An 18,768-nucleotide genomic window follows, 5' to 3' on the forward strand; every position below is an offset into this window, starting at 1 on the left:
TTTTCTCATGTTAAAACAGCAGGCGCCCCTATTTTACCTCTTTCAGGAGGTAACGACGCGTTTAGTGCTGAAAATTCACTCTGATAGTTATTCTCCTGCCGTCAGGCTGCGGCTTAAATTTCCAGCGCCAAAGCATATCGACCGCCCGCGCATCATACTCTTCCACTTCGCTGCTTTTGCTTACCAGCACCAGCGTCGGAGCGCCATTTTTATCAATATCAACGCTCAGCTCAGCCTGTTTATCTCCCTGCGCCTGCGGTCTCTTCCACTCAACGTTGAAGAAAGGCGCGTTTAACACCTCATTCCGATCGATATCAACCGTCATACTCACTGACGAGTCATTGGGAACAATAGTTTCATAACGCTCCAGTATTTTGCTCACCGGCAGGATATCCCCGGCCTTTGCGGTATCTTCACCTTTCGCTCTTTCCCCGAGGATATCGACATAATCCGCATATACTTTTGCCGAAAGAATCGCATTACGTTCACCCATGCCAACCCGCATCAGCAGCTTAGTTTTGATATTGGCTATTTTCTGCTCGGTATCCGCGGCGAGGGGCTGTAGCAGCAGGGAATAGATCATCGCGCCGATATACAGTTCAGGATCGCGCTCGGCCCACAGGCTACCCCAGGCCATCCATACCTGCGGGTCTTCCGGAGCCAGCGCCAGCAGCTGCGCCCACGTTGCCCGATTCTCTTCAAAAGAAGCAAAGCTTTTTCGCAGCGCCAGATCCTTCAATAACGGCGCATAGTACGGATGCGTATCGACCAGGGCTTCCATCGCCTCTGTCATTTCGGTGAAGGCTTCCATTCTGCCTTTGGTACTTTTATCCCGCTTTTTAAGGTAGATAAGCTGTAAATTTCGCGCCTCTTCCGCGCTGAGCTTCTTCTGCGGAAACAGCGCTTTCATCCGGGTGAATTGCGCGGTCATCTCTTGCGCGGCAGTTTCCATCCCGGCGTTATTATGCCGGGCCGCCAGTCGGGCGATACGCATCGCCCGTGCCTCCATCTCCCGATAGTGTTCCTCTGGCGCCAGACGATCGCTGATAAACGTCACCGGCACCAACAAGCGCTTTCCCTGCGGGTTAGAGTGAAAACGCCACTGCTGCGCATAATGCAGCGCCGCTTTGTCAAACTCCGGAACGCCGCTACTGCATTCGACCACCACGTTTAATAGATCGCCGCTAACGTGCGTATCGACCGAGAGCACCGTTGTCGCCGACTTGATAAATTTATTTATCGTCGGATAGAACATTGGAGACACCGACTCTTTCGCAATCCCATATCTTTCGGCCTCAATGCTTACGTGCCCTGGAAAGCGCTCGTTAATCGGGCTGGCGCTACGCACGGAGCCTTGTTTAAACACGATCGATCGCGCCAGGGGTAAGACCTTTTCGGCGTCCCCATTTTCATTCTCTGCCAGCGGTGAATCGCAGGAGCGGGCCTGCATTCTGGCCCGCAGAATTTGCAGGATTTGCCGATCTTCAGGCGGCATTTGAGCAATATATGCCTCTAACCGCTGCTGTAGGGCTGGCTGGCGCGGGCTATCCTTCAGGCCCTCTGCCATCAATAATCCGCTGGTGATGCTTTGCGTGAGCGGCTGAAACTGCGAATTTCGCACCCGCTCATCATCACGAGACTGGATCAGCGCTAATGCCCAGCCCAGCCAGGCGTCAGGGTTTTCCGGCGCAATGGCGATTGCCTGGCGAAATGCTCTTTCCGCCAGCGCTTTATTGGCATCCGTGGTCAGCGTCAGGACGGCCGCAGCCAGCGTCAGATCGCCACGGTCCGGCATCCAGGACAAATAATCCTCCATCTTCGGAAGGGCCTTTGCCTCTTGCTCACGATAGCCCAATGCCTGCTGCCAGAGCGCATCAGCGGCAGCGGCATCGTCTTTATTCCAGCCAAGCGGCAGCTCCGCCAGAGGCCTTTTCTGCGCGAGAAATTGCTCGATAATGTTGTGTTGATTAAACGGCTCCCCGCGCAGGGTTATCTGAATAAAACGGGCATGGCGGTCATAGAGAAAATCCTGCCAGGCGGGTAACTCCAGCTGATTCATACTCTGCCAGCGCCGCTGGTTCTGCTCGCCGATGGGGACATTGAATAACGTGATACCGATGACGAAAACAATCTGCGCCACGGCGGCGGCCAGATAGCCTTTATTACGCCGGGTGACTGCGACCCACATCAGCGCGGAAAAGTAGAGAGCGCCCCCCAGCCACAGGCCGTAGAGCAATAAACGCTGGGGAGCATTCAGCGCCGCCGGTAAAAGCGAAAGCTTATCCACCAACATAAAGGGGACAGACCAGAGAAAGAGCACCATATTCGGCGCGACAAAAAGCACAATCAAAGACAAGATGACCAGCAGGTGCTTTAACTTCGGCGTAATCATTTATGGCTTACTCCGAAGAATCGCCAGCAGCCCCATCACGGCTATCCAGACAAAAATCAGGATTAACGCCGCGTTATCGTACCAGGCATGCCAGGGACCACTCAGTTGGGTAAAATTACGCGCTAATATGGCCATCACCAGCGTACTAATCACAGCCAGTGCGCCATGCCATACAAATGCAGGAACTTTGCTGCGCATATTGCGCCACAGCAGCGTTAACGGCCCTGGCCCGGTTGGCTGACGAGGTATCGCAGCGGCTGGCGCAACGCGAGGCTGGCGCTTGATGGGCGCAGGACGCTGGCGAACAGTTTGCGTTTGCTTATGCTGCTTCGCCTGCTTTACGCCTTCTACAACCTTTTTTTCACGTGCGCAGACCAGGCACGGCATCCCGGCGAAATGCTGATGCTTCTGACTACAGAGTATAATTTTTTGCGTGCTGCGTAGCGCATAAGGACGCAGTACCTGCGCCCATTCATCAGCGGAAGGGCGTCGGGCTGGTGAACCGCTAAACGCGCGGTCAAACAGTTCACGCAGCTCAGCCGGTAGCAGATGGTGGGTACTGGCCGGTACCGGGGCGATATTTTTTGCGGCATTGATACCGTAGGCGTAGCAGCCTGCGGCAATACGCCCTGATAAATCATCAGGCACCTTCGCCGTTTGTGAACGGCCGCTATAGGGATGGATACCGTGGTTAAGCAGCTGGAAAATAATGACTGCCAGCGAAAAGCGATCCTGAGCCTCTTCCTGTTCTCCGGGTACCTGCCCGATGCGCTGAAACTCCGGCGCCAGGTAATCCGGCGTAAACTGCCCGGCCGGGAAACGTTCACCTACACCCTGGATGCTAAAGCCATCGCAGTCCAGCAGCGCGATATACAGGCTGTCGCGATAAAAGCGCAGGTTGACCGGCTTCATGTCGATAACCCGGTGCTGACGCGCGTGCAGCGCCGAAACCAGGGTGGCGAGATTACAGGCGAGGCTCACTTTTGCGCCGATACCTTCCGGAAGATTCTGCGCCTTCGCCTGCCGCGCCTGTAAAATATACTCCAGCTCAATGGTGCGCTGAGTATCCAGGACAGGCATAACAAAACCAACGACGCGCCTGCGCTCATCGAAAAGCAAATAATCAGGCCATGCCAGCTGAACAATCGCCTCACCTTCTGCCGGCGCAGGGATTTCCGGGCGCTGCGCCAGCATAGCGCGGAGCTTACGCTGGTAATAGCTGGTATCAATATGGGGATGATAAATTTTCGCAACGCCGGCAGGGTCATCCGCCAGGAAATAGACGCTGCCCGCACCGCCGCTCTTGATGAGTTTCCCCAGACGTACCGGGCGGCGCTGTTCGGTATAGCAGTTCAGTGTTTTTTTATTCTTCATTGCGTAAAGCGATAAGTAGCGTTTTGTCGTCACCCGTTATGGCCCAGGTACGAGGATCGTCGAGGGTTATCCGCAATGCTTCACTGCCCTGCTTTTCCGGAATCTGGCGCAGATAGTTCATCACCGGCGCAATGAAGGGAGCAAATAGCGCGTCACCGCTACGATTCAACGCAAACGGCTGCACGCCGTCTGACATCATCACCAGCTGCGTGGCGCGACCGACAAACTGGCTGATGCGTAAATGTTCGCGCCAGTCGTGGCTGGTAAGGAACCAGGTCTGGTTAGCGTATTCCCCATTTTCAGGTAAAGATAAATACTCATTAGCATCGATACTCAGCGCCGCGACGCCGTCGCCGATATGCAACACCGTTGAGGCGCTCTCCCCCAGCCACGCGGCCACAACGGTACAGGCAAAATCGCCTGCGGAGAGCTCCCGCTCCTGCGCCTGTAGCAGAATGGTGTCACGCACGCTTTCCACCAGAGTAGTCAGCTGATTTTCGTCGGGTACGGCGGTAAATTTTGCCAGCCCCTCGACCAGCTCCCGACTGACCAAAGCCGCCCCCTGCTCGCCATAGGCGGCTGAGCCTGCGCCGTCACAAACGACGGCCACCAGACGCTCACCCAAATTGCGATAGCAAAAGGCATCCTGGCAGGGAAGGTTATTTTGTCGGTGGCTGCTGCCGATGACCGACGAAGCGTAAACGCGCCAGTTCATCGCGTCAGACCGAAATTTCTGACCAGCTATCCGTCGGCGGCAGCTGCGCTTTGCCGCCTGGCGTCGACTGCGAAACCACCTGCATGCTGGCGCTCAGCCAGAGGAACAGCTCGCGGAACTGCAATCCTTTTAGCTGCTTCACGCCATTAATGCCGCTACGGCTGAAGTGGCCCATTGATTCAGTGGCTTCTTTTCCTACGCTAATCGGGAAAACAGCGACTTTATTTGCCGCCTGCGCTTCACGACACTCTTGAGCCGCGGCTTGCCAGTTATCCGTGGGCTCACCATCAGACATTAAAAACAGCCAGGGACGGGTATAGGGCACGCCAGCCGCTTTCAGGCGCTGCTTTTCAGCTTCGATTTCGCTCAGCGCCAGGCTAACGGCCTGCCCGGTTGGCGTCAGGCCATTGGCTTCAAGCACGGGAGCCGTGAAGTCCATCGCATCACACCAGTCGCCGTATAGCTCACATTCATCATAACCGCCGTATTTAATCACCAGCAGGCGAACGCGTTTAGCGGCGATGACATCATGCTTAAGCTCTTCTTCCAGTAGCTTGAGCCCCTGATTTAGCTGGGCTATCGGTCGGCCGTCCATACTACCGGAACAATCGAGAACCAAAATTAAAGGCGTACGCTGTTCACTATTATCAATAAATGAAACATCCGGAATTAAAGAGGTCATAACAATCCTTGTCGGTGGTTTTCTGTACCGGAAGGATAAACACCACATGCAGGTAAGACAAGAAAAACCAATTCATTCATGTAGTTAATGAATAGCGGCAAATCAGAGATGTGGGATAAATTTCGCAGGCAGGAAGTGCTGCTATAAAGCAGAAACAAAAAACCCCGCCGAGGCGGGGTTCTTCTTTACAAGGAATCTAAAATTATTTGATTTTAGCTTCTTTGTATAAAACGTGCTGACGGACAACTGGATCGAACTTTTTCAGTTCCAGTTTTTCCGGCTTAGTACGCTTGTTCTTCGTAGTGGTATAGAAGTGACCAGTACCAGCAGAAGAAACCAGCTTGATTTTCTCACGAATACCTTTAGCCATGATTTATTTCCTCTAAGTACTTAGTACTTTTCGCCACGGGCACGCAGTTCGGACAGAACTGTATCGATGCCTTTCTTATCAATAACACGCATACCTTTAGCAGATACGCGCAGGGTGACAAAACGCTTCTCGCTCTCAACCCAGAAACGGTGAGAGTGCAGGTTCGGCAGGAAACGGCGTTTAGTCGCGTTCAGTGCGTGGGAACGGTTGTTACCGGTCACCGGACGCTTGCCAGTAACTTGGCAGACTCGGGACATGTCTATTCTCCAAAAATCAAATTAGCTCGAGCTTCGTATGGGGTATTGGCGCCTCGTCAGGCTTTACAGCCCGGTCATCGCAGTTCTATACACTTTATCCTTCAAGCCGTCTCTTTAGTTGGCTGCGCTCGTTCATCCCAGTCACTTACCTATGTAAGCTCAGAGGATTCACTCCCTTGCCGCCTCAATACAACTTGAATGATTTCGTGTATATGCGAACTCTCGATTGCCAGGCCCAAATGCCAAACCCGAGATTCTCAAAGGTGGCGTAGTATACGCTGACTCTGCGATGTGCTCAAGTCCCGAACAGACAAAGATCCCGATGGATCGATTGATCGGGGCTAAATCCAGCCACGCTCAGCAAAAGATACGTACGCTCCGCGGCCAATAACAAGGTGATCAAGCACGCGTATATCCATGAATCGACAGCATTTTATCACTCTTTCGGTAATCAGCCTGTCGGCCTTGCTAGGCTCAGGGCTACCGGATGGATGATTATGTGCCAGGATCACCGCTGCGGCGTTCACTTTGATGGCTTCGCGTACGATTTCTCGCGGATGCACCTCAACGTGGCTAAGCGTACCAGAAAAAAGCCGGCTATGTTTCAATACCCGGTTCTGATTGTCTAAAAAGATCACCATGAAGATCTCACGTTCTTCATCGGCCAGCTGGCTTTGCAGAAATTCCCGCGTCATTGATGGAGTAACCAATGCGGGTTCTTCCGTCATCCGCAAACTGAAATAGCGTCGCGCCAGTTCGGCAATACCTTTTAGCTGCGCATATTTCGCCAGACCAATTCCTTCAACCTCGTCAAACTGCGACTCCTCCGCCGATAGCAGACCATAGAGCGAGCCAAAGCGCTGCAGTAAATCCTGGGCAAATGTCATTACATCCTGCGTACGCGTTCCGGTGCGTAAAAACAGCGCCAGCAGTTCGCTATCCGTCAAAACTTCAATACCGTAACGCTGCATCTTTTCCCTCGGCATCAGGGATTCCTGTATATCCATCGCGGCTTCTCCTTCCCACTCCGCACTATCCTGGCACAGCCGTTTCGCACTGCCGATACGCAAGTTTTATCCGTGCGTAACGCCTCGCAAAGTGGATCTCCACCAGGCACACGATGCCGAAAGGATTGTGATAAGATGCGCGAATTCTGGTGTCCCGCAACAGGAAAAAATCATGATGAGTCTGGCTGGTAAAAAGATCGTTCTTGGCGTGAGCGGCGGTATTGCCGCTTATAAAACGCCGGAACTGGTGCGCCGCCTGCGCGACCGCGGCGCGGATGTCCGCGTCGCCATGACGGAAGCCGCCAAAGCCTTCATTACGCCGTTAAGTTTACAGGCGGTGTCCGGTTATCCGGTCTCCGACAGCCTTCTCGACCCGGCCGCCGAAGCGGCGATGGGCCATATAGAGCTGGGGAAATGGGCCGATCTGGTTATTCTCGCCCCCGCCACCGCCGATTTAATCGCCCGCGTCGCAGCGGGGATGGCTAATGACCTCGTATCGACGATTTGTCTCGCTACGCCGTCACCGGTCGCCGTCGTGCCAGCGATGAACCAGCAGATGTATCGCGCCGCCGCCACTCAGCATAATCTTGACACCATTGCCGCCCGAGGCCTGCTGGTGTGGGGGCCGGATAGCGGCAGTCAGGCCTGCGGTGATATTGGCCCAGGACGGATGCTGGACCCGCTGACGATTGTGGATTTGGCCGCGCAGCATTTCTCTCCTGTCAAAGATTTGCAACATCTCAACATCATGATTACCGCGGGCCCAACCCGCGAGCCGCTGGATCCGGTGCGTTATATCACTAACCACAGTTCTGGTAAGATGGGCTTCGCTATTGCCGCCGCTGCCGCGCATCGAGGAGCGAACGTCACGCTGGTGAGCGGTCCGGTTTCGCTGCCAACGCCGCCGTTTGTGCAAAGAGTTGACGTCACGACAGCGCTTGAGATGGAATCAGCAGTGCAAAAAGGTGTCTCCCGGCAGCATATTTTTATTGGCTGCGCGGCGGTCGCCGACTACCGTGCCGTCGTCATCGCCGAAGAAAAAATCAAAAAACAAGGTGATGAATTAACCCTGAAAATGGTTAAAAATCCGGATATCGTCGCAGGGGTCGCTGCGCTTAAGGTCAACCGCCCTTACGTCGTTGGGTTTGCCGCCGAAACGAATAATGTGGAAGAATACGCACGGCAAAAGCGAGCCCGCAAAAATCTTGATCTGATTTGCGCTAATGATGTTTCACAGCCTAATCAGGGATTTAACAGCGACAGCAACGCATTACACCTTTTCTGGCAGGAGGGAGAGAAGCGCTTACCACTTGAGCGCAAGGAACTTCTGGGCCAATTATTACTCGACGAGATCGTTACCCGTTATGATGAAAAAAATCGACGTTAAGATTCTGGACCCGCGTGTTGGCCAGCAATTCCCTCTGCCGACCTATGCCACCTCCGGTTCCGCCGGGCTTGACCTGCGAGCCTGTCTCGATGACGCCGTAGAGCTGGCTCCAGGCGCAACGACCCTCGTACCGACCGGCCTGGCGATTCATATTGCCGATCCGTCTCTGGCAGCGGTTATACTCCCCCGCTCCGGGCTGGGTCATAAACACGGCGTCGTCCTGGGTAACCTGGTCGGTCTGATCGATTCCGACTATCAGGGCCAGCTGATGGTTTCCGTCTGGAACCGCAGCCAGCAAAGCTTCACTATTGAACCCGGCGAGCGTCTCGCGCAAATGGTGTTTGTGCCCGTTGTACAGGCGGAATTTAACCTGGTGGAAGATTTCGACGCTACCGATCGCGGCGAAGGCGGCTTCGGTCACTCAGGGCGTAAATAAGCCCGGCAATAGACAAAAATCTTCGGGGCGTCGCCGATAAACGGGCTGTCCCAAAGATGAAGTGGAACCTGCATCGCAAAGCGCACTAATGCAATAACATCACCGCAGGCAACAGCTTGCGGTCGCTTTGTGGATGCCTGCCTGACAAGTGCTTTTTTTCAGGGGTATTTTAAAACATGGCAGAAAAACAAACTGCGAAAAGGAATCGTCGCGAAGAAATACTTCAATCTCTGGCGCTAATGCTTGAATCCAGCGATGGGAGTCAGCGTATCACCACGGCGAAGCTGGCGGCGTCCGTTGGCGTATCTGAAGCGGCTCTGTATCGGCATTTTCCGAGCAAGACCCGCATGTTTGATAGCCTGATTGAATTTATCGAAGACAGCCTGATTACGCGCATCAATTTGATTTTAAAAGATGAAAAAGACACTACGGCGCGCCTGCGTCTGATTGTTCTGTTGATTCTTGGGTTTGGCGAGCGTAATCCTGGGCTGACAAGAATTCTGACCGGCCATGCGCTGATGTTTGAACAAGACAGGCTTCAGGATCGTATCAACCAGCTGTTCGAGCGTATTGAAGTGCAGCTGCGCCAGGTGATGCGTGAAAAGAAAATGCGTGAAGGCGAAGGCTATACCGTCGATGAATCCCTGCTGGCCAGCCAGCTGTTGGCCTTCTGCGAAGGGATGCTGTCGCGCTTTGTGCGCAGCGAGTTTAAATATCGTCCGACGGACGATTTTGACGCCCGCTGGCCGCTGGTCGCCGCTCAGCTGAAATAACCCTCTCTTGTCTCTATGCAGCCCGAAAGGCTGCATCTCTTCCAGCAAGAACGCTTACTTTCTCCGCACCAAATGCGAGATTGTCATTCCCGTAGCGGCCGACTGCTTTAAAGACAATCAGCCGCTGCTGTTTACACCCCGTACGCTTCGCGATAGGCGCGAACGGCTGCCAGATGTTCAGCCATTTCCGGCTTCTCTTCGAGATAGCTGATCAGATCTTTCAACGTCACGATAGAGACCACTTTACAACCGTAGTCGCGCTCAACTTCCTGAATCGCGGAGATTTCGCCGCGTCCGCGTTCCTGACGGTCCAGAGAAATCAGCACTCCGGCTAACTGCGCGCCGTTAGCCTGAATAATTTCCATGGATTCTCGAATTGCGGTACCTGCGGTGATGACATCATCCACCAGCATCACACGACCCTGCAGAGGGCTTCCTACCAGATTTCCACCCTCGCCATGCGTCTTCGCCTCCTTGCGGTTAAAGCAGTAAGGCAGATCGCGGTCATGGTGTTCCGCCAGCGCGACCGCCGTGGTCGTGGCGATCGGAATGCCTTTGTAGGCCGGGCCAAACAGCAGGTCAAAATCAATCCCGGAATCCACCAGCGCTTCGGCGTAAAAACGGCCTAACAGTGCCAGATCGCGCCCGGTATTAAACAGGCCGGCGTTGAAGAAATAGGGACTCTTGCGCCCGGATTTCAGCGTAAATTCGCCAAACTTAAGAACCTGTTTGTTAAGCGCAAACTCAATAAACTGGCGCTGATACGGTTTCATGGATTCGCTCCTCATCTTACTTTTCTACGAACAAAAAAAAGGCGACTTCTCAGTCGCCTTAAAAACTAGTTTTGCAACGCCGCTTTCTGCGTCGTGACAATAGATTCGATTCCCCCTCGGGCCAACGCCAGCAGGGTGAGCAGTTCTTCATGGGTGAACGGCTCGCCTTCCGCCGTGCCCTGCACCTCGATGATGCGACCATCTTCGGTCATCACCACGTTCATATCGGTTTCCGCCGCGGAATCCTCAACGTACTCTAAATCGCAAATCGCTTCGCCATTAACGATACCAACGGATACCGCCGCCACCATTCCTTTCATCGGATTGGTTTTCAGCTTACCGGACGCGACCAGCTTATTCAGCGCATCGGCCAACGCCACGCAGGCCCCGGTGATAGATGCGGTACGGGTGCCGCCGTCGGCCTGCAGCACGTCGCAGTCCAGCGTGATGGTAAATTCACCCAGCGCTTTCAGGTCAACCGCAGCGCGCAGCGCGCGCGCGATCAGGCGCTGAATTTCCATGGTGCGACCGCCCTGCTTACCTTTTGCGGCTTCACGCGCGTTACGGGTATGAGTAGAACGCGGCAGCATGCCATATTCGGCGGTGATCCACCCCTGGCCCTGGCCTTTCAGAAAGCGCGGCACGCCTTCATCAATAGAAGCGGTGCACAATACTTTGGTGTCACCAAATTCGACCAGCACGGAGCCTTCTGCGTGTTTTGTGTAGTTACGGGTCAGGGTTACTGGGCGCACTTGATTAGCGCTACGGCCTGCTGGACGCATGATGTTCTCCGGCTTGAAACGAATGTGGCTGCGCATTATACGGATAATGCGCGCTTATTCCTATCCTGATAAGGCCTCGAAAGCTATAATCCATCCCACTCTCCTTTAAAAACAGGAACGTCTATGATCCGCAGTATGACCGCCTACGCCCGGCGTGAAATCAAGGGTGAATGGGGTAGCGCCGCGTGGGAACTGCGCTCGGTAAACCAACGATATCTGGAAACCTACTTCCGCCTGCCGGAGCAGTTCCGTAGCCTGGAGCCTGTGGTACGCGAACGTATTCGCTCTCGTCTGACCCGCGGTAAAGTCGAGTGCACCCTGCGTTTTGAGCAGGATCCGAGCGCTCAGGGCGAGCTGATTCTCAACGAAAAACTGGCGAAGCAGCTGGTTAACGCCGCCAACTGGGTCAAAATGCAGAGCGATGAGGGTGAAATCAATCCGGTCGACATCCTGCGCTGGCCCGGCGTGATGTCGGCTCATGAGCAGGATCTGGATGCTATCGCCGCCGAAATTCTTAATGCGCTGAACGGCGCGCTGGATGACTTTATCGTCGCTCGCGAAACCGAAGGCCAGGCGTTAAAAGCGCTTATCGAGCAGCGTCTGGACGGGGTCACCGCTGAAGTAGCTAAAGTGCGCGCCCATATGCCGGAAATTTTGCAGTGGCAGCGCGAGCGTCTGGTCTCTAAGCTGGAAGACGCGGAAGTGCAGCTGGAAAACAACCGCCTCGAGCAGGAGCTGGTGCTGATGGCGCAGCGTATCGACGTTGCAGAAGAGCTGGATCGTCTGGAAGCGCACGTGAAAGAGACGTGGAACATCCTGAAAAAGAAAGAAGCGGTCGGCCGTCGCCTCGACTTTATGATGCAGGAATTCAACCGTGAGTCCAACACGCTGGCGTCTAAATCAATCAATGCCGAAGTGACGAACTCCGCTATTGAGCTGAAAGTGCTGATCGAACAAATGCGCGAGCAGATCCAGAACATAGAGTAAGGTTTTATTGACCTCTATCAAAAATCAAAAACCTGCCAAGCCCGCACTCTAGCGGGCTTTTTTGTTATCATGAGCTATCATAAAGAATCACGGAAGCGCAAGTTAAAGGTGTACCCAAGGGTGTACCTTTTGCAGATAAAAAATTCCACTTTGGGTACACCTCAATTTCAAGTTCGGATATATGACCAATGCCAAAGCTTACAGACATGCAGATCCGCGCATGGATAAAGTCGGGAGAGCGATTTGAAGGCCGTTCGGACGGTAATGGCCTTTATTTGAGGTTCAGAGAAGTAGATAAAACTCCAACATGGCGGTTCCGCTACAAGCTTGCTGGGAGATCTCGTGCCATGCTCATTGGCTCTTATGCCGACCTGTCCCTTTCCAAAGCCAGAGAGGTAGCAAAAGAGTTATCTGCTCGTATCGCGTTGGGTTATGACGTAGCAGCAGAGAAGCAGAAACGTAAAGCTGAAGCGCTGGCGAAGATTGAGGCGGAGAAAAATGCCCTACGCGTTTCTGATCTTGCAGCCGAATACTTCCAACGACAAATCCTTCCACGTTGGAAACACCCTGATATTCTTCGTAGACGCATCGACAAGGATATAAACCCATGCATCGGTCATATGAAAGTGGAAGAGGTCAAGCCTCGTCATATCGACAATATGCTGAAAGGTATTGTTGATCGCGGAGCCCCCACCATCGCAACAGATGTACTTCGTTGGACACGCCGTATTTTCGACTATGGCATTAAACGTATGCACCTCGAGGTAAATCCCTGTTCTGCATTTGAAGTTTCCGATGCTGGTGGAAAGGAAATTGCCCGTGATCGCTGGTTAAGCCGCGCTGAACTTATACGGTTCTTCCAAGCTATGCGTGTGGCAAAAGGTTTTAGCCGTCAGAACGAACTTACCTTTAAGCTGTTACTTACTCTCTGTGTCCGCAAAATGGAGCTTTGCGCCGCCCGCTGGGAGGAGTTTGATTTAGATAGCGCTATCTGGCACTTGCCTGAAGAGCGTAGCAAAAACGGCGATGCTATAGATATACCACTACCCCAGCCAGCAGTTGAATGGTTACGCGAACTTCATACCTTCTCATGTAACAGTGTTTGGGTCTTACCTGCGCGAAAAATGCAACACAGAATGATCCCCCACATCCAAGAAAGCACCCTCCCCGTTGCGCTGGCAAAGGTACGTGCTGAAATGTCAGACATTCCCAACTTTACAATTCATGATTTTCGACGTACAGCGCGAACTCATTTAGCCGCACTAGGTATCGATCCACTCGTGGCTGAAAGATGCCTAAACCACCGCATAAGAGGCGTAGAAGGTATTTATAACCGTCACCAGTATTTTCAAGAGCGTAAAGCAGCATTGTCTCTTTGGGCAAATTTACTATTGGAGTTAGACACCTATTGAAGAATGCAACAGACATTAATTAAAAGACTGACTACATGAAAATAGTTTTGGACTTAGGGGAAGGCATAGAGAGGCATACCGCTTAGTTCTGACACTCCTTCAAGAATGAGTTAAAGGTAACGTAATGAATGAAACAATGAAAAAAAATATATGGGCTGATAAAAACATCCCAGCAATAGAATATTGCAAACTTGAACGTTCTGCAGAATTACTTGGATGTCATATTAATGATTTACTACATTGGGCAGAGATCAACGCAATTCAATTGTGCTTAAAAATAGACTGGATGCCGGCGGTCATTGAAACATATAATACTAATGACTCATATCTTACTTGGCTTAATAAACAGTTAAACAGAAAAGGCCTCTTGCAACCTAGCATTAGCTTCTCAAAATCATCAAATTTTACACCGAGTGTGATTATGGCGGACCCCAATACATCTGATCTAATATACACTTTAGACAATGCAACCCTTGCATATGATATACAGCGAAATGATGAGGGTTTAATTTATGGTCATGCCGAGGGTTTATGGTGTTTCTTTGTGAGAAATATGAATGATAATATTTATGAGAAGTTAGCAAACCACCATTCCGTAACTTTTGAATTCCTTGACTTAGCCATTCATGCTTCAGATAGGGAAGAAGAACCTGATTTTCATCTTTCGGCATCTGATATCAAAGAGCTTGATTTTTTTGGAGGGGAAAATGAGGATTTATTCATTGAAGAAAACTTGCCAGATATAATCACATTGACAAAGAATGATTTATACATATCTAGGAAACAGATAGAATATATTTACACTAATAAAGGTAGAGTTATGGATAGTATTGTAACTGGAGATAAAACTCGTCCAATTAAAGACTTAAACAAAATTGAAGAATCAATCAAAAACAAAAGAAAGGCTCCTAAAAAAGAAGCTTTAATACAACAGCTAATGATTCTGAACGGTGTGAACCCTGATACGCCATTAAAGACCCTTTTGGCTTTGCTTGGCATAACCCAAGAAAAGCAACGGGCATATAGTGAGACACAATTACACAGAGCTGTTAGTAAACTACTAAGTGATGCCCCCCTTGATGCTGATCCTAAGACACTTGCGCGATGGTTAAAAGAAGAAGGAGCCCGTTAGTGTTAGGATTGGGATCCTATCCTGATATCCGGATTTTAACCTTTAAAATCCCGACTGATTTAAATTTCTCTGATTTAATTATCCCGTTACGAACCATCAGCCATCAGAAAGAGGTAACGGGATATATGAGAAATCAACCTTCCGCACAATCCGCAATTCCAACAACCGGCTACATCCGCCGCTACCGTCTGGCAGAAATGCTGGGTATGCTTCAGACCCAGTTCAGCCAGCTGGCTGAAAGTATAGGTTCTGACCTTTACCCAGTGATTAATGATGTACTGGGTATAATTTCAGATTTCATCAGAGAGCACCCAGGGGCATCTAAGGCGCTGGCTTATGGCACAATGGCTGGTGGCACGCTCGGGGCAGCTGCATTGCTGAAAGGCTTATTCACCCGAGGGGCGGCAATTAAGTTTTCCGGTGGCGGTTCCGCTGCGGCGGCCGCAGGAGGAAGTGCATTAGGAATGGTTCCGCAGCTGGCTCTTGCTGCAGGTACGGCTTACATGACTGAACCCTTGCTGGATAGTGCACTGAATACTGCCTTTGGGAACTTTGATTACTTCCAGCGTTTGCGTACTGCCCAGACCTGGGGAGACTTCGGTGATGCTCTCATGGGGAAAGGGGATGCCCACTGGAACGGAGGGAAATGGGTTGATAATCGTGACGGCTTACCTGGTGTCACAGGACAGGCAAACGGTGGTACTTCGCTCCCGCGGGGGATCCGTAACAATAATCCCGGCAATCTTAATTTTGCGGGTCAGCGTGGCGCTTCGCTGGAAGGTGGCCCCGGGGGAAGGTTTGCCACTTTTGATTCTATGGACGAGGGCGTAGCGGCACTTCATCGCCAGCTGGGGCTCTATCTTCAACGCGGGAAAAATACCATATCCTCCATTGTGAAGACCTACGCCCCGTCATCTGATGGCAACAACGTCGGCGCATACATTCAGGCGCTGTCGAAAAAAACAGGCTTAGATCCCAATGCGGTGATATCTGCAGGCGATACCCAGACGATGGTTAATCTCATGAAGGGGATTATCGATCATGAGAACGGGGGCAATTATCTTTCCAAAGGTGATATATCACGCGTCATAAGCAGCGGGATGAATTACGACCCCATGCAGTACCTTAGTGGCTATGGCGCTCCTGTGGTTTCATCCACCAGCAGCCATACCGGAGGAACCATTAATCAGACAAACCACTACAACATAACTGCTGGTGGCGTGGATGCCGACGGCCTGGTGAGGCGTATCAAGCAGGAACAGTCGGAGGACATTCATCAGGCATTGAATATGACCAAGACTGACAAATTCTAATACACCTAACTTCCTGATAGGATTAATCCGAATACTTTCAACTGGGATAGGGATATGAAGAAAACTTTGATTGCAACATTAGTGGGCATAACGATGTTAACCGGGTGTGGGCCACAAGAGTTAACCCCGGAACAAAAACAGGAAGTTGCGGCTCTTAAGACTGAGCTATCACAGACTGAGGTCGAAATCTCAGCAGCGAAAGAAGTTGATCAACAATTTTCTGGTGGGCTGATCAAGAATTTAACCACCGCAAGACTTGAAGTTTTGGGAACGAATAAGGCTCTTTTGGAACAGCGTATAAATGCTATTGAGTCCGGTGCCAAAATTGATTTAGTAGTCTCTGGTACCAAGCCAGACCCTGAACTTGCGGCCTCCATTAAAACAGAGATCGATAATCTGACTGCAAAAATCAACGAAGCTAAAGCAGATGCCAGCCAGTACACTGGCGGTTTGATACAGGTACTCAAACTATCAGCCGTTGCCACTGAAGAACAAAGCATGGCTATGCTGCAGCAAAAATATCTAACCGCTAAGTATGGTCTCGCTGAAGTTAAGCTGGCACCAATTCAGGACAGTGCAGCAACCGCCAGTGACAAGAAGGAAGCAACGGCTAAAACTACACAAGAACAACCCCCTCTTTTGCCACCCGCTGAAGGCCCGTTCGGTCTTGAGGCTGGTCTGACCCAGAAAAATATCGAAGATATGATCGGGGCAAAGCTAAAACCACTACCGGACAGCGTGAATCTCTATACTTCCGATAAACTACCAAAGCAAAACGCGGATTTTGAAATGTATGGTTTGTTGATCTCGCCTAAAGCTGGCTTATGTCAAATTAGGGCTGTCGGTAAAAACATTGATACCGATAGCTATGGGCTTGCCTTAAAATCCCGGTTTGAAGATTTAAGTAGCTCGTTAAGCTCACTTTATGGAAAGGCAGAAACCACAGACCTTTTACTGGCTGGTTCAATCTGGAAAGAGCCTCAGGACTGGATGATGGGGCTAAATAAAAAAGAGCGCTTCCTATCCGCCACCTGGAAAGGCACAAAAGAAACGCCGCTAAAAAATAATATTGGCGCTATTTCTATCGAAGCCAGAGCGAACAGTTCTGCACAGGGATATGTTTACCTACAGTATACATTTACAAATGATGATGTCTGTCAGGCGGAGATTGAGGGAGCGAAAAAGAGCTCTCTGTAACTAATCATGCATAAGCCTCATGAATTGGGGCTTTACTGATGTTGATATAAACATATTGTGTCTAACGGGAGAGATATGCATTCACGTGATGAAGCTGGTTCGTTTGGTTTACCTGAAGGAGAGAAAGGTGAAATCATCACTATGATAGATTTTGGCGAGTTTATGGAGGTTTACACAGAACAATCTACATATAAACTCATGACTCCAGATAGCATTGATCCTAAGAGAGAACATCAAAACGTACCTTGGGTTTATACTAAAACTTCTGACTTTGGAGCATCTAACCCCTTAGTTGCTAATACTGTAATTATGACTAATGAGTTTTTAAGGCAACTTTACTCTAATGAGGATAGTAATCGCATTCAAATTAATAGTAAGGCGAGAGATATCAAAAATGTTCTTTTGAATTACTTGCTCTCCCTGCAGTCTTTGATAGATAATTCGAATGCTGAAATCAAAAAGTTTATTGAAAATGAAAATGTCATGAATGGTAAGGCTCATGCATACTTCCCTCAGCTAAAAGGTCTAGATGGATATGCAACGGATTTTTTAATTTCAGCCAAGCGATGCATTCAGGAAGTTTCTGTAATGGTGAATTATTTCTTACCATTAAAGAGCAAACATGGGCGAATTGATAAATTGTTACAGGAAGTAAAGGCAAATCATCAGGAAGCGACAATGCTAATCAATGTTCTAAAAGAATACTTGCCGATGTGCGAGCATATTTATAGTTTTAGGAATGCTCAGGAACATGCCGCCACAACTGATACTCCGTTGATAGTCAATAATTTTAGTTTTGAAAATGGAAACGAATTAAACGCTCCTAAATGGGGGTTACAAGGACAGGGACTTAAGTATGTTCATGAAGAAGCAAATGAAATACTTTCGTTTTTAATTACATTCTTCGAAGATGTGTTTTTGTCGTGTGTGTCGTTGGTCTTTCCAGCCTTCCCAAAATATGAAATAGTTTTTAATGAAAACCCAGTAAAAGAGAACCCCGTGCGCTACAGACTACATTTATCACTTCCAGATGAGTTTATTAATAAAGAGCAGTAATACTCATCTTTTTGAAACTTATAATGTAGTGGGGTAGGCTTAATTTTTATGGAGTGTATATGTTGTTAACTAAAGCAGCTTATGCCCGTCACTGTGGTGTGAGCCGCCAGACAGTTTATGACTGGGTAGCTAAGGGTGAAGTAGTGATGTCCGGTAACAAGATTGACGTTGAGGCTACGGAACAAATGCAGCATGGCAACCAGGATTCTGAGGGTAATAACTACCTGCTCCTGTCTGCCTCGCAGGTGATTGAATGGATTCATACCAATCATGATAAGTTCCCTGCGGCGCAAAGCCAGGAAGAAGCGAAACAGCTGCTGGAAGCCGCCACCCAGTTAATTTCATACGATATTGAATACCTGTGTGATGAAGACGGGGAAGAGGTTGTCAGGCTTTATCACGAACCTGACGATTGTGAGCACTATTTTCATGGATTCCACCAGTTGGGCAATGCTATAGACTTCATCCAAGATTTTATCCTCGCAGATTGCCTGAGGATGAAATTACGCGGGAAAGGAGACCATATTGACCCTGAGTGGGACCGTTGGTCAATAAAGGGGCTTAAGGCATTGTGTACGCCGACTGAAACAGATGAGGCTCGTTTAAAGCGCTTCCACGAGCACATGGGGGAGGATGAAAGTTAGTGTTGAAATGTACGCTGTAAGCCATTGCCCAAGGGCAAAAGTTTCAACTCAGAGCCGCCTCCATCAAAACGTCCACCCA

General features: G+C 50.4%; 19 protein-coding genes. 10 read left to right on the forward strand and 9 right to left on the reverse strand.

Translation table 11 applies throughout. The features are described 5' to 3' along the window. Positions 1-61: 61 nt before the first annotated feature. From GJ746_RS24595 to radC, 7 genes are all read right to left on the reverse strand, one after another. Positions 62-2,392 carry a TonB family protein gene (locus GJ746_RS24595; RefSeq protein WP_154682508.1) on the reverse strand — a complete coding sequence of 777 codons (2,331 nt, stop codon included), beginning with the start codon at positions 2,390-2,392 and terminating at the stop codon, positions 62-64. Beyond that, positions 2,393-3,766 (reverse strand): DNA-binding protein, encoded by a 1,374-nt coding sequence (locus tag GJ746_RS24600; protein WP_154682509.1) that lies wholly within the window; start codon positions 3,764-3,766, stop codon positions 2,393-2,395. Next, positions 3,756-4,481, reverse strand: coding sequence for a PP2C family serine/threonine-protein phosphatase (locus tag GJ746_RS24605; protein ID WP_154682510.1), 726 nt, complete (start codon positions 4,479-4,481; stop codon positions 3,756-3,758). The genes GJ746_RS24600 and GJ746_RS24605 overlap by 11 nt, the downstream gene beginning before the upstream one ends. 4 nt (positions 4,482-4,485) lie before the next feature. Continuing rightward, on the reverse strand, positions 4,486-5,163 hold the full coding sequence (locus GJ746_RS24610) for a vWA domain-containing protein (protein ID WP_154682511.1): 678 nt from the start codon (positions 5,161-5,163) through the stop codon (positions 4,486-4,488). A gap of 202 nt (positions 5,164-5,365) precedes the next feature. Next, positions 5,366-5,533, reverse strand: a complete 168-nt coding sequence (gene rpmG / locus GJ746_RS24615; RefSeq protein ID WP_003024094.1) for a 50S ribosomal protein L33 — start codon at positions 5,531-5,533, stop codon at positions 5,366-5,368. A gap of 20 nt (positions 5,534-5,553) precedes the next feature. After that, positions 5,554-5,790 (reverse strand): 50S ribosomal protein L28, encoded by a 237-nt coding sequence (rpmB, locus tag GJ746_RS24620; RefSeq protein WP_002436699.1) that lies wholly within the window; start codon positions 5,788-5,790, stop codon positions 5,554-5,556. Between the two features lie 341 nt (positions 5,791-6,131). Further along, positions 6,132-6,797, reverse strand: a complete 666-nt coding sequence (gene radC / locus GJ746_RS24625) for a RadC family protein (protein ID WP_154682512.1) — start codon at positions 6,795-6,797, stop codon at positions 6,132-6,134. A 175-nt stretch (positions 6,798-6,972) separates the two neighbouring features. On the opposite strand from radC, the gene coaBC reads away from it, so the two are divergent. The 3 genes from coaBC (at position 6,973) to slmA (ending at position 9,393) form a co-directional block, all read left to right on the forward strand. Further along, positions 6,973-8,184 (forward strand): bifunctional phosphopantothenoylcysteine decarboxylase/phosphopantothenate--cysteine ligase CoaBC, encoded by a 1,212-nt coding sequence (gene coaBC / locus GJ746_RS24630; RefSeq protein WP_154682813.1) that lies wholly within the window; start codon positions 6,973-6,975, stop codon positions 8,182-8,184. Further along, on the forward strand, positions 8,162-8,620 hold the full coding sequence (gene dut, locus GJ746_RS24635) for a dUTP diphosphatase (protein WP_195908777.1): 459 nt from the start codon (positions 8,162-8,164) through the stop codon (positions 8,618-8,620). The genes coaBC and dut overlap by 23 nt, the downstream gene beginning before the upstream one ends. Positions 8,621-8,796: 176 nt before the next feature. Next, positions 8,797-9,393, forward strand: a complete 597-nt coding sequence (gene slmA, locus GJ746_RS24640) for a nucleoid occlusion factor SlmA (protein WP_070556430.1) — start codon at positions 8,797-8,799, stop codon at positions 9,391-9,393. Positions 9,394-9,524: 131 nt separating this feature from the next. Here slmA and pyrE read toward each other — a convergent pair whose 3' ends face one another. Then, the gene (gene pyrE / locus GJ746_RS24645) at positions 9,525-10,166 is read right to left on the reverse strand and encodes an orotate phosphoribosyltransferase (protein ID WP_154682513.1); all 642 of its coding nucleotides are present in this window, start codon (positions 10,164-10,166) and stop codon (positions 9,525-9,527) included. 65 nt (positions 10,167-10,231) lie between these two features. Next, on the reverse strand, positions 10,232-10,948 hold the full coding sequence (rph, locus tag GJ746_RS24650) for a ribonuclease PH (protein ID WP_154682514.1): 717 nt from the start codon (positions 10,946-10,948) through the stop codon (positions 10,232-10,234). Between the two features lie 123 nt (positions 10,949-11,071). Here rph and GJ746_RS24655 point away from each other — a divergent pair, with 123 nt between their 5' ends. The 7 genes from GJ746_RS24655 to GJ746_RS25475 all read left to right on the forward strand — a co-directional run bounded on the left by GJ746_RS24655 (position 11,072) and on the right by GJ746_RS25475 (position 18,689). Continuing rightward, positions 11,072-11,935, forward strand: a complete 864-nt coding sequence (locus GJ746_RS24655) for a YicC/YloC family endoribonuclease (protein ID WP_154682515.1) — start codon at positions 11,072-11,074, stop codon at positions 11,933-11,935. A 188-nt stretch (positions 11,936-12,123) separates the two neighbouring features. Further along, the gene (locus tag GJ746_RS24660; protein WP_154682516.1) at positions 12,124-13,347 is read left to right on the forward strand and encodes a tyrosine-type recombinase/integrase; all 1,224 of its coding nucleotides are present in this window, start codon (positions 12,124-12,126) and stop codon (positions 13,345-13,347) included. Positions 13,348-13,471: 124 nt separating this feature from the next. Next, positions 13,472-14,479, forward strand: coding sequence for a hypothetical protein (locus GJ746_RS24665; RefSeq protein WP_154682517.1), 1,008 nt, complete (start codon positions 13,472-13,474; stop codon positions 14,477-14,479). Continuing rightward, positions 14,479-15,792: a hypothetical protein gene (locus tag GJ746_RS24670; RefSeq protein WP_154682518.1), complete on the forward strand. Its 1,314-nt coding sequence runs from the start codon at positions 14,479-14,481 to the stop codon at positions 15,790-15,792. Before GJ746_RS24665 ends, GJ746_RS24670 begins: the two co-directional genes overlap by 1 nt. Positions 15,793-15,846: 54 nt before the next feature. Continuing rightward, positions 15,847-16,989: a hypothetical protein gene (locus tag GJ746_RS24675; protein WP_154682519.1), complete on the forward strand. Its 1,143-nt coding sequence runs from the start codon at positions 15,847-15,849 to the stop codon at positions 16,987-16,989. Between the two features lie 75 nt (positions 16,990-17,064). Next, a complete protein-coding gene (locus GJ746_RS24680; RefSeq protein ID WP_154682520.1) occupies positions 17,065-18,045 on the forward strand; it encodes a hypothetical protein in 981 nt (326 codons plus the stop codon). Between the two features lie 59 nt (positions 18,046-18,104). Next, complete coding sequence (locus GJ746_RS25475) at positions 18,105-18,689, forward strand: helix-turn-helix transcriptional regulator (RefSeq protein ID WP_227852726.1); 585 nt, start codon at positions 18,105-18,107, stop codon at positions 18,687-18,689. Positions 18,690-18,768 lie beyond the last annotated feature (79 nt).

This window comes from Klebsiella oxytoca, from assembly GCF_009707385.1.
In the GTDB taxonomy this organism is placed as follows: Bacteria; Pseudomonadota; Gammaproteobacteria; order Enterobacterales; family Enterobacteriaceae; genus Klebsiella; species Klebsiella oxytoca_C.

Excerpts from the sequence above, each read along its gene's own strand:
- GJ746_RS24595 (WP_154682508.1), bottom strand. The coding sequence starts at position 2,392 with ATGATTACGCCGAAGTTAAAGCACCTGCTGGTCATCTTGTCTTTGATT.
- GJ746_RS24600 (WP_154682509.1), bottom strand. The coding sequence starts at position 3,766 with ATGAAGAATAAAAAAACACTGAACTGCTATACCGAACAGCGCCGCCCG.
- GJ746_RS24605 (WP_154682510.1), bottom strand. The coding sequence starts at position 4,481 with ATGAACTGGCGCGTTTACGCTTCGTCGGTCATCGGCAGCAGCCACCGA.
- GJ746_RS24610 (WP_154682511.1), bottom strand. The coding sequence starts at position 5,163 with ATGACCTCTTTAATTCCGGATGTTTCATTTATTGATAATAGTGAACAG.
- rpmG (WP_003024094.1), bottom strand. The coding sequence starts at position 5,533 with ATGGCTAAAGGTATTCGTGAGAAAATCAAGCTGGTTTCTTCTGCTGGT.
- rpmB (WP_002436699.1), bottom strand. The coding sequence starts at position 5,790 with ATGTCCCGAGTCTGCCAAGTTACTGGCAAGCGTCCGGTGACCGGTAAC.
- radC (WP_154682512.1), bottom strand. The coding sequence starts at position 6,797 with ATGGATATACAGGAATCCCTGATGCCGAGGGAAAAGATGCAGCGTTAC.
- coaBC (WP_154682813.1), top strand. The coding sequence starts at position 6,973 with ATGAGTCTGGCTGGTAAAAAGATCGTTCTTGGCGTGAGCGGCGGTATT.
- dut (WP_195908777.1), top strand. The coding sequence starts at position 8,162 with ATGATGAAAAAAATCGACGTTAAGATTCTGGACCCGCGTGTTGGCCAG.
- slmA (WP_070556430.1), top strand. The coding sequence starts at position 8,797 with ATGGCAGAAAAACAAACTGCGAAAAGGAATCGTCGCGAAGAAATACTT.
- pyrE (WP_154682513.1), bottom strand. The coding sequence starts at position 10,166 with ATGAAACCGTATCAGCGCCAGTTTATTGAGTTTGCGCTTAACAAACAG.
- rph (WP_154682514.1), bottom strand. The coding sequence starts at position 10,948 with ATGCGTCCAGCAGGCCGTAGCGCTAATCAAGTGCGCCCAGTAACCCTG.
- GJ746_RS24655 (WP_154682515.1), top strand. The coding sequence starts at position 11,072 with ATGATCCGCAGTATGACCGCCTACGCCCGGCGTGAAATCAAGGGTGAA.
- GJ746_RS24660 (WP_154682516.1), top strand. The coding sequence starts at position 12,124 with ATGCCAAAGCTTACAGACATGCAGATCCGCGCATGGATAAAGTCGGGA.
- GJ746_RS24665 (WP_154682517.1), top strand. The coding sequence starts at position 13,472 with ATGAATGAAACAATGAAAAAAAATATATGGGCTGATAAAAACATCCCA.
- GJ746_RS24675 (WP_154682519.1), top strand. The coding sequence starts at position 15,847 with ATGAAGAAAACTTTGATTGCAACATTAGTGGGCATAACGATGTTAACC.
- GJ746_RS24680 (WP_154682520.1), top strand. The coding sequence starts at position 17,065 with ATGCATTCACGTGATGAAGCTGGTTCGTTTGGTTTACCTGAAGGAGAG.
- GJ746_RS25475 (WP_227852726.1), top strand. The coding sequence starts at position 18,105 with ATGTTGTTAACTAAAGCAGCTTATGCCCGTCACTGTGGTGTGAGCCGC.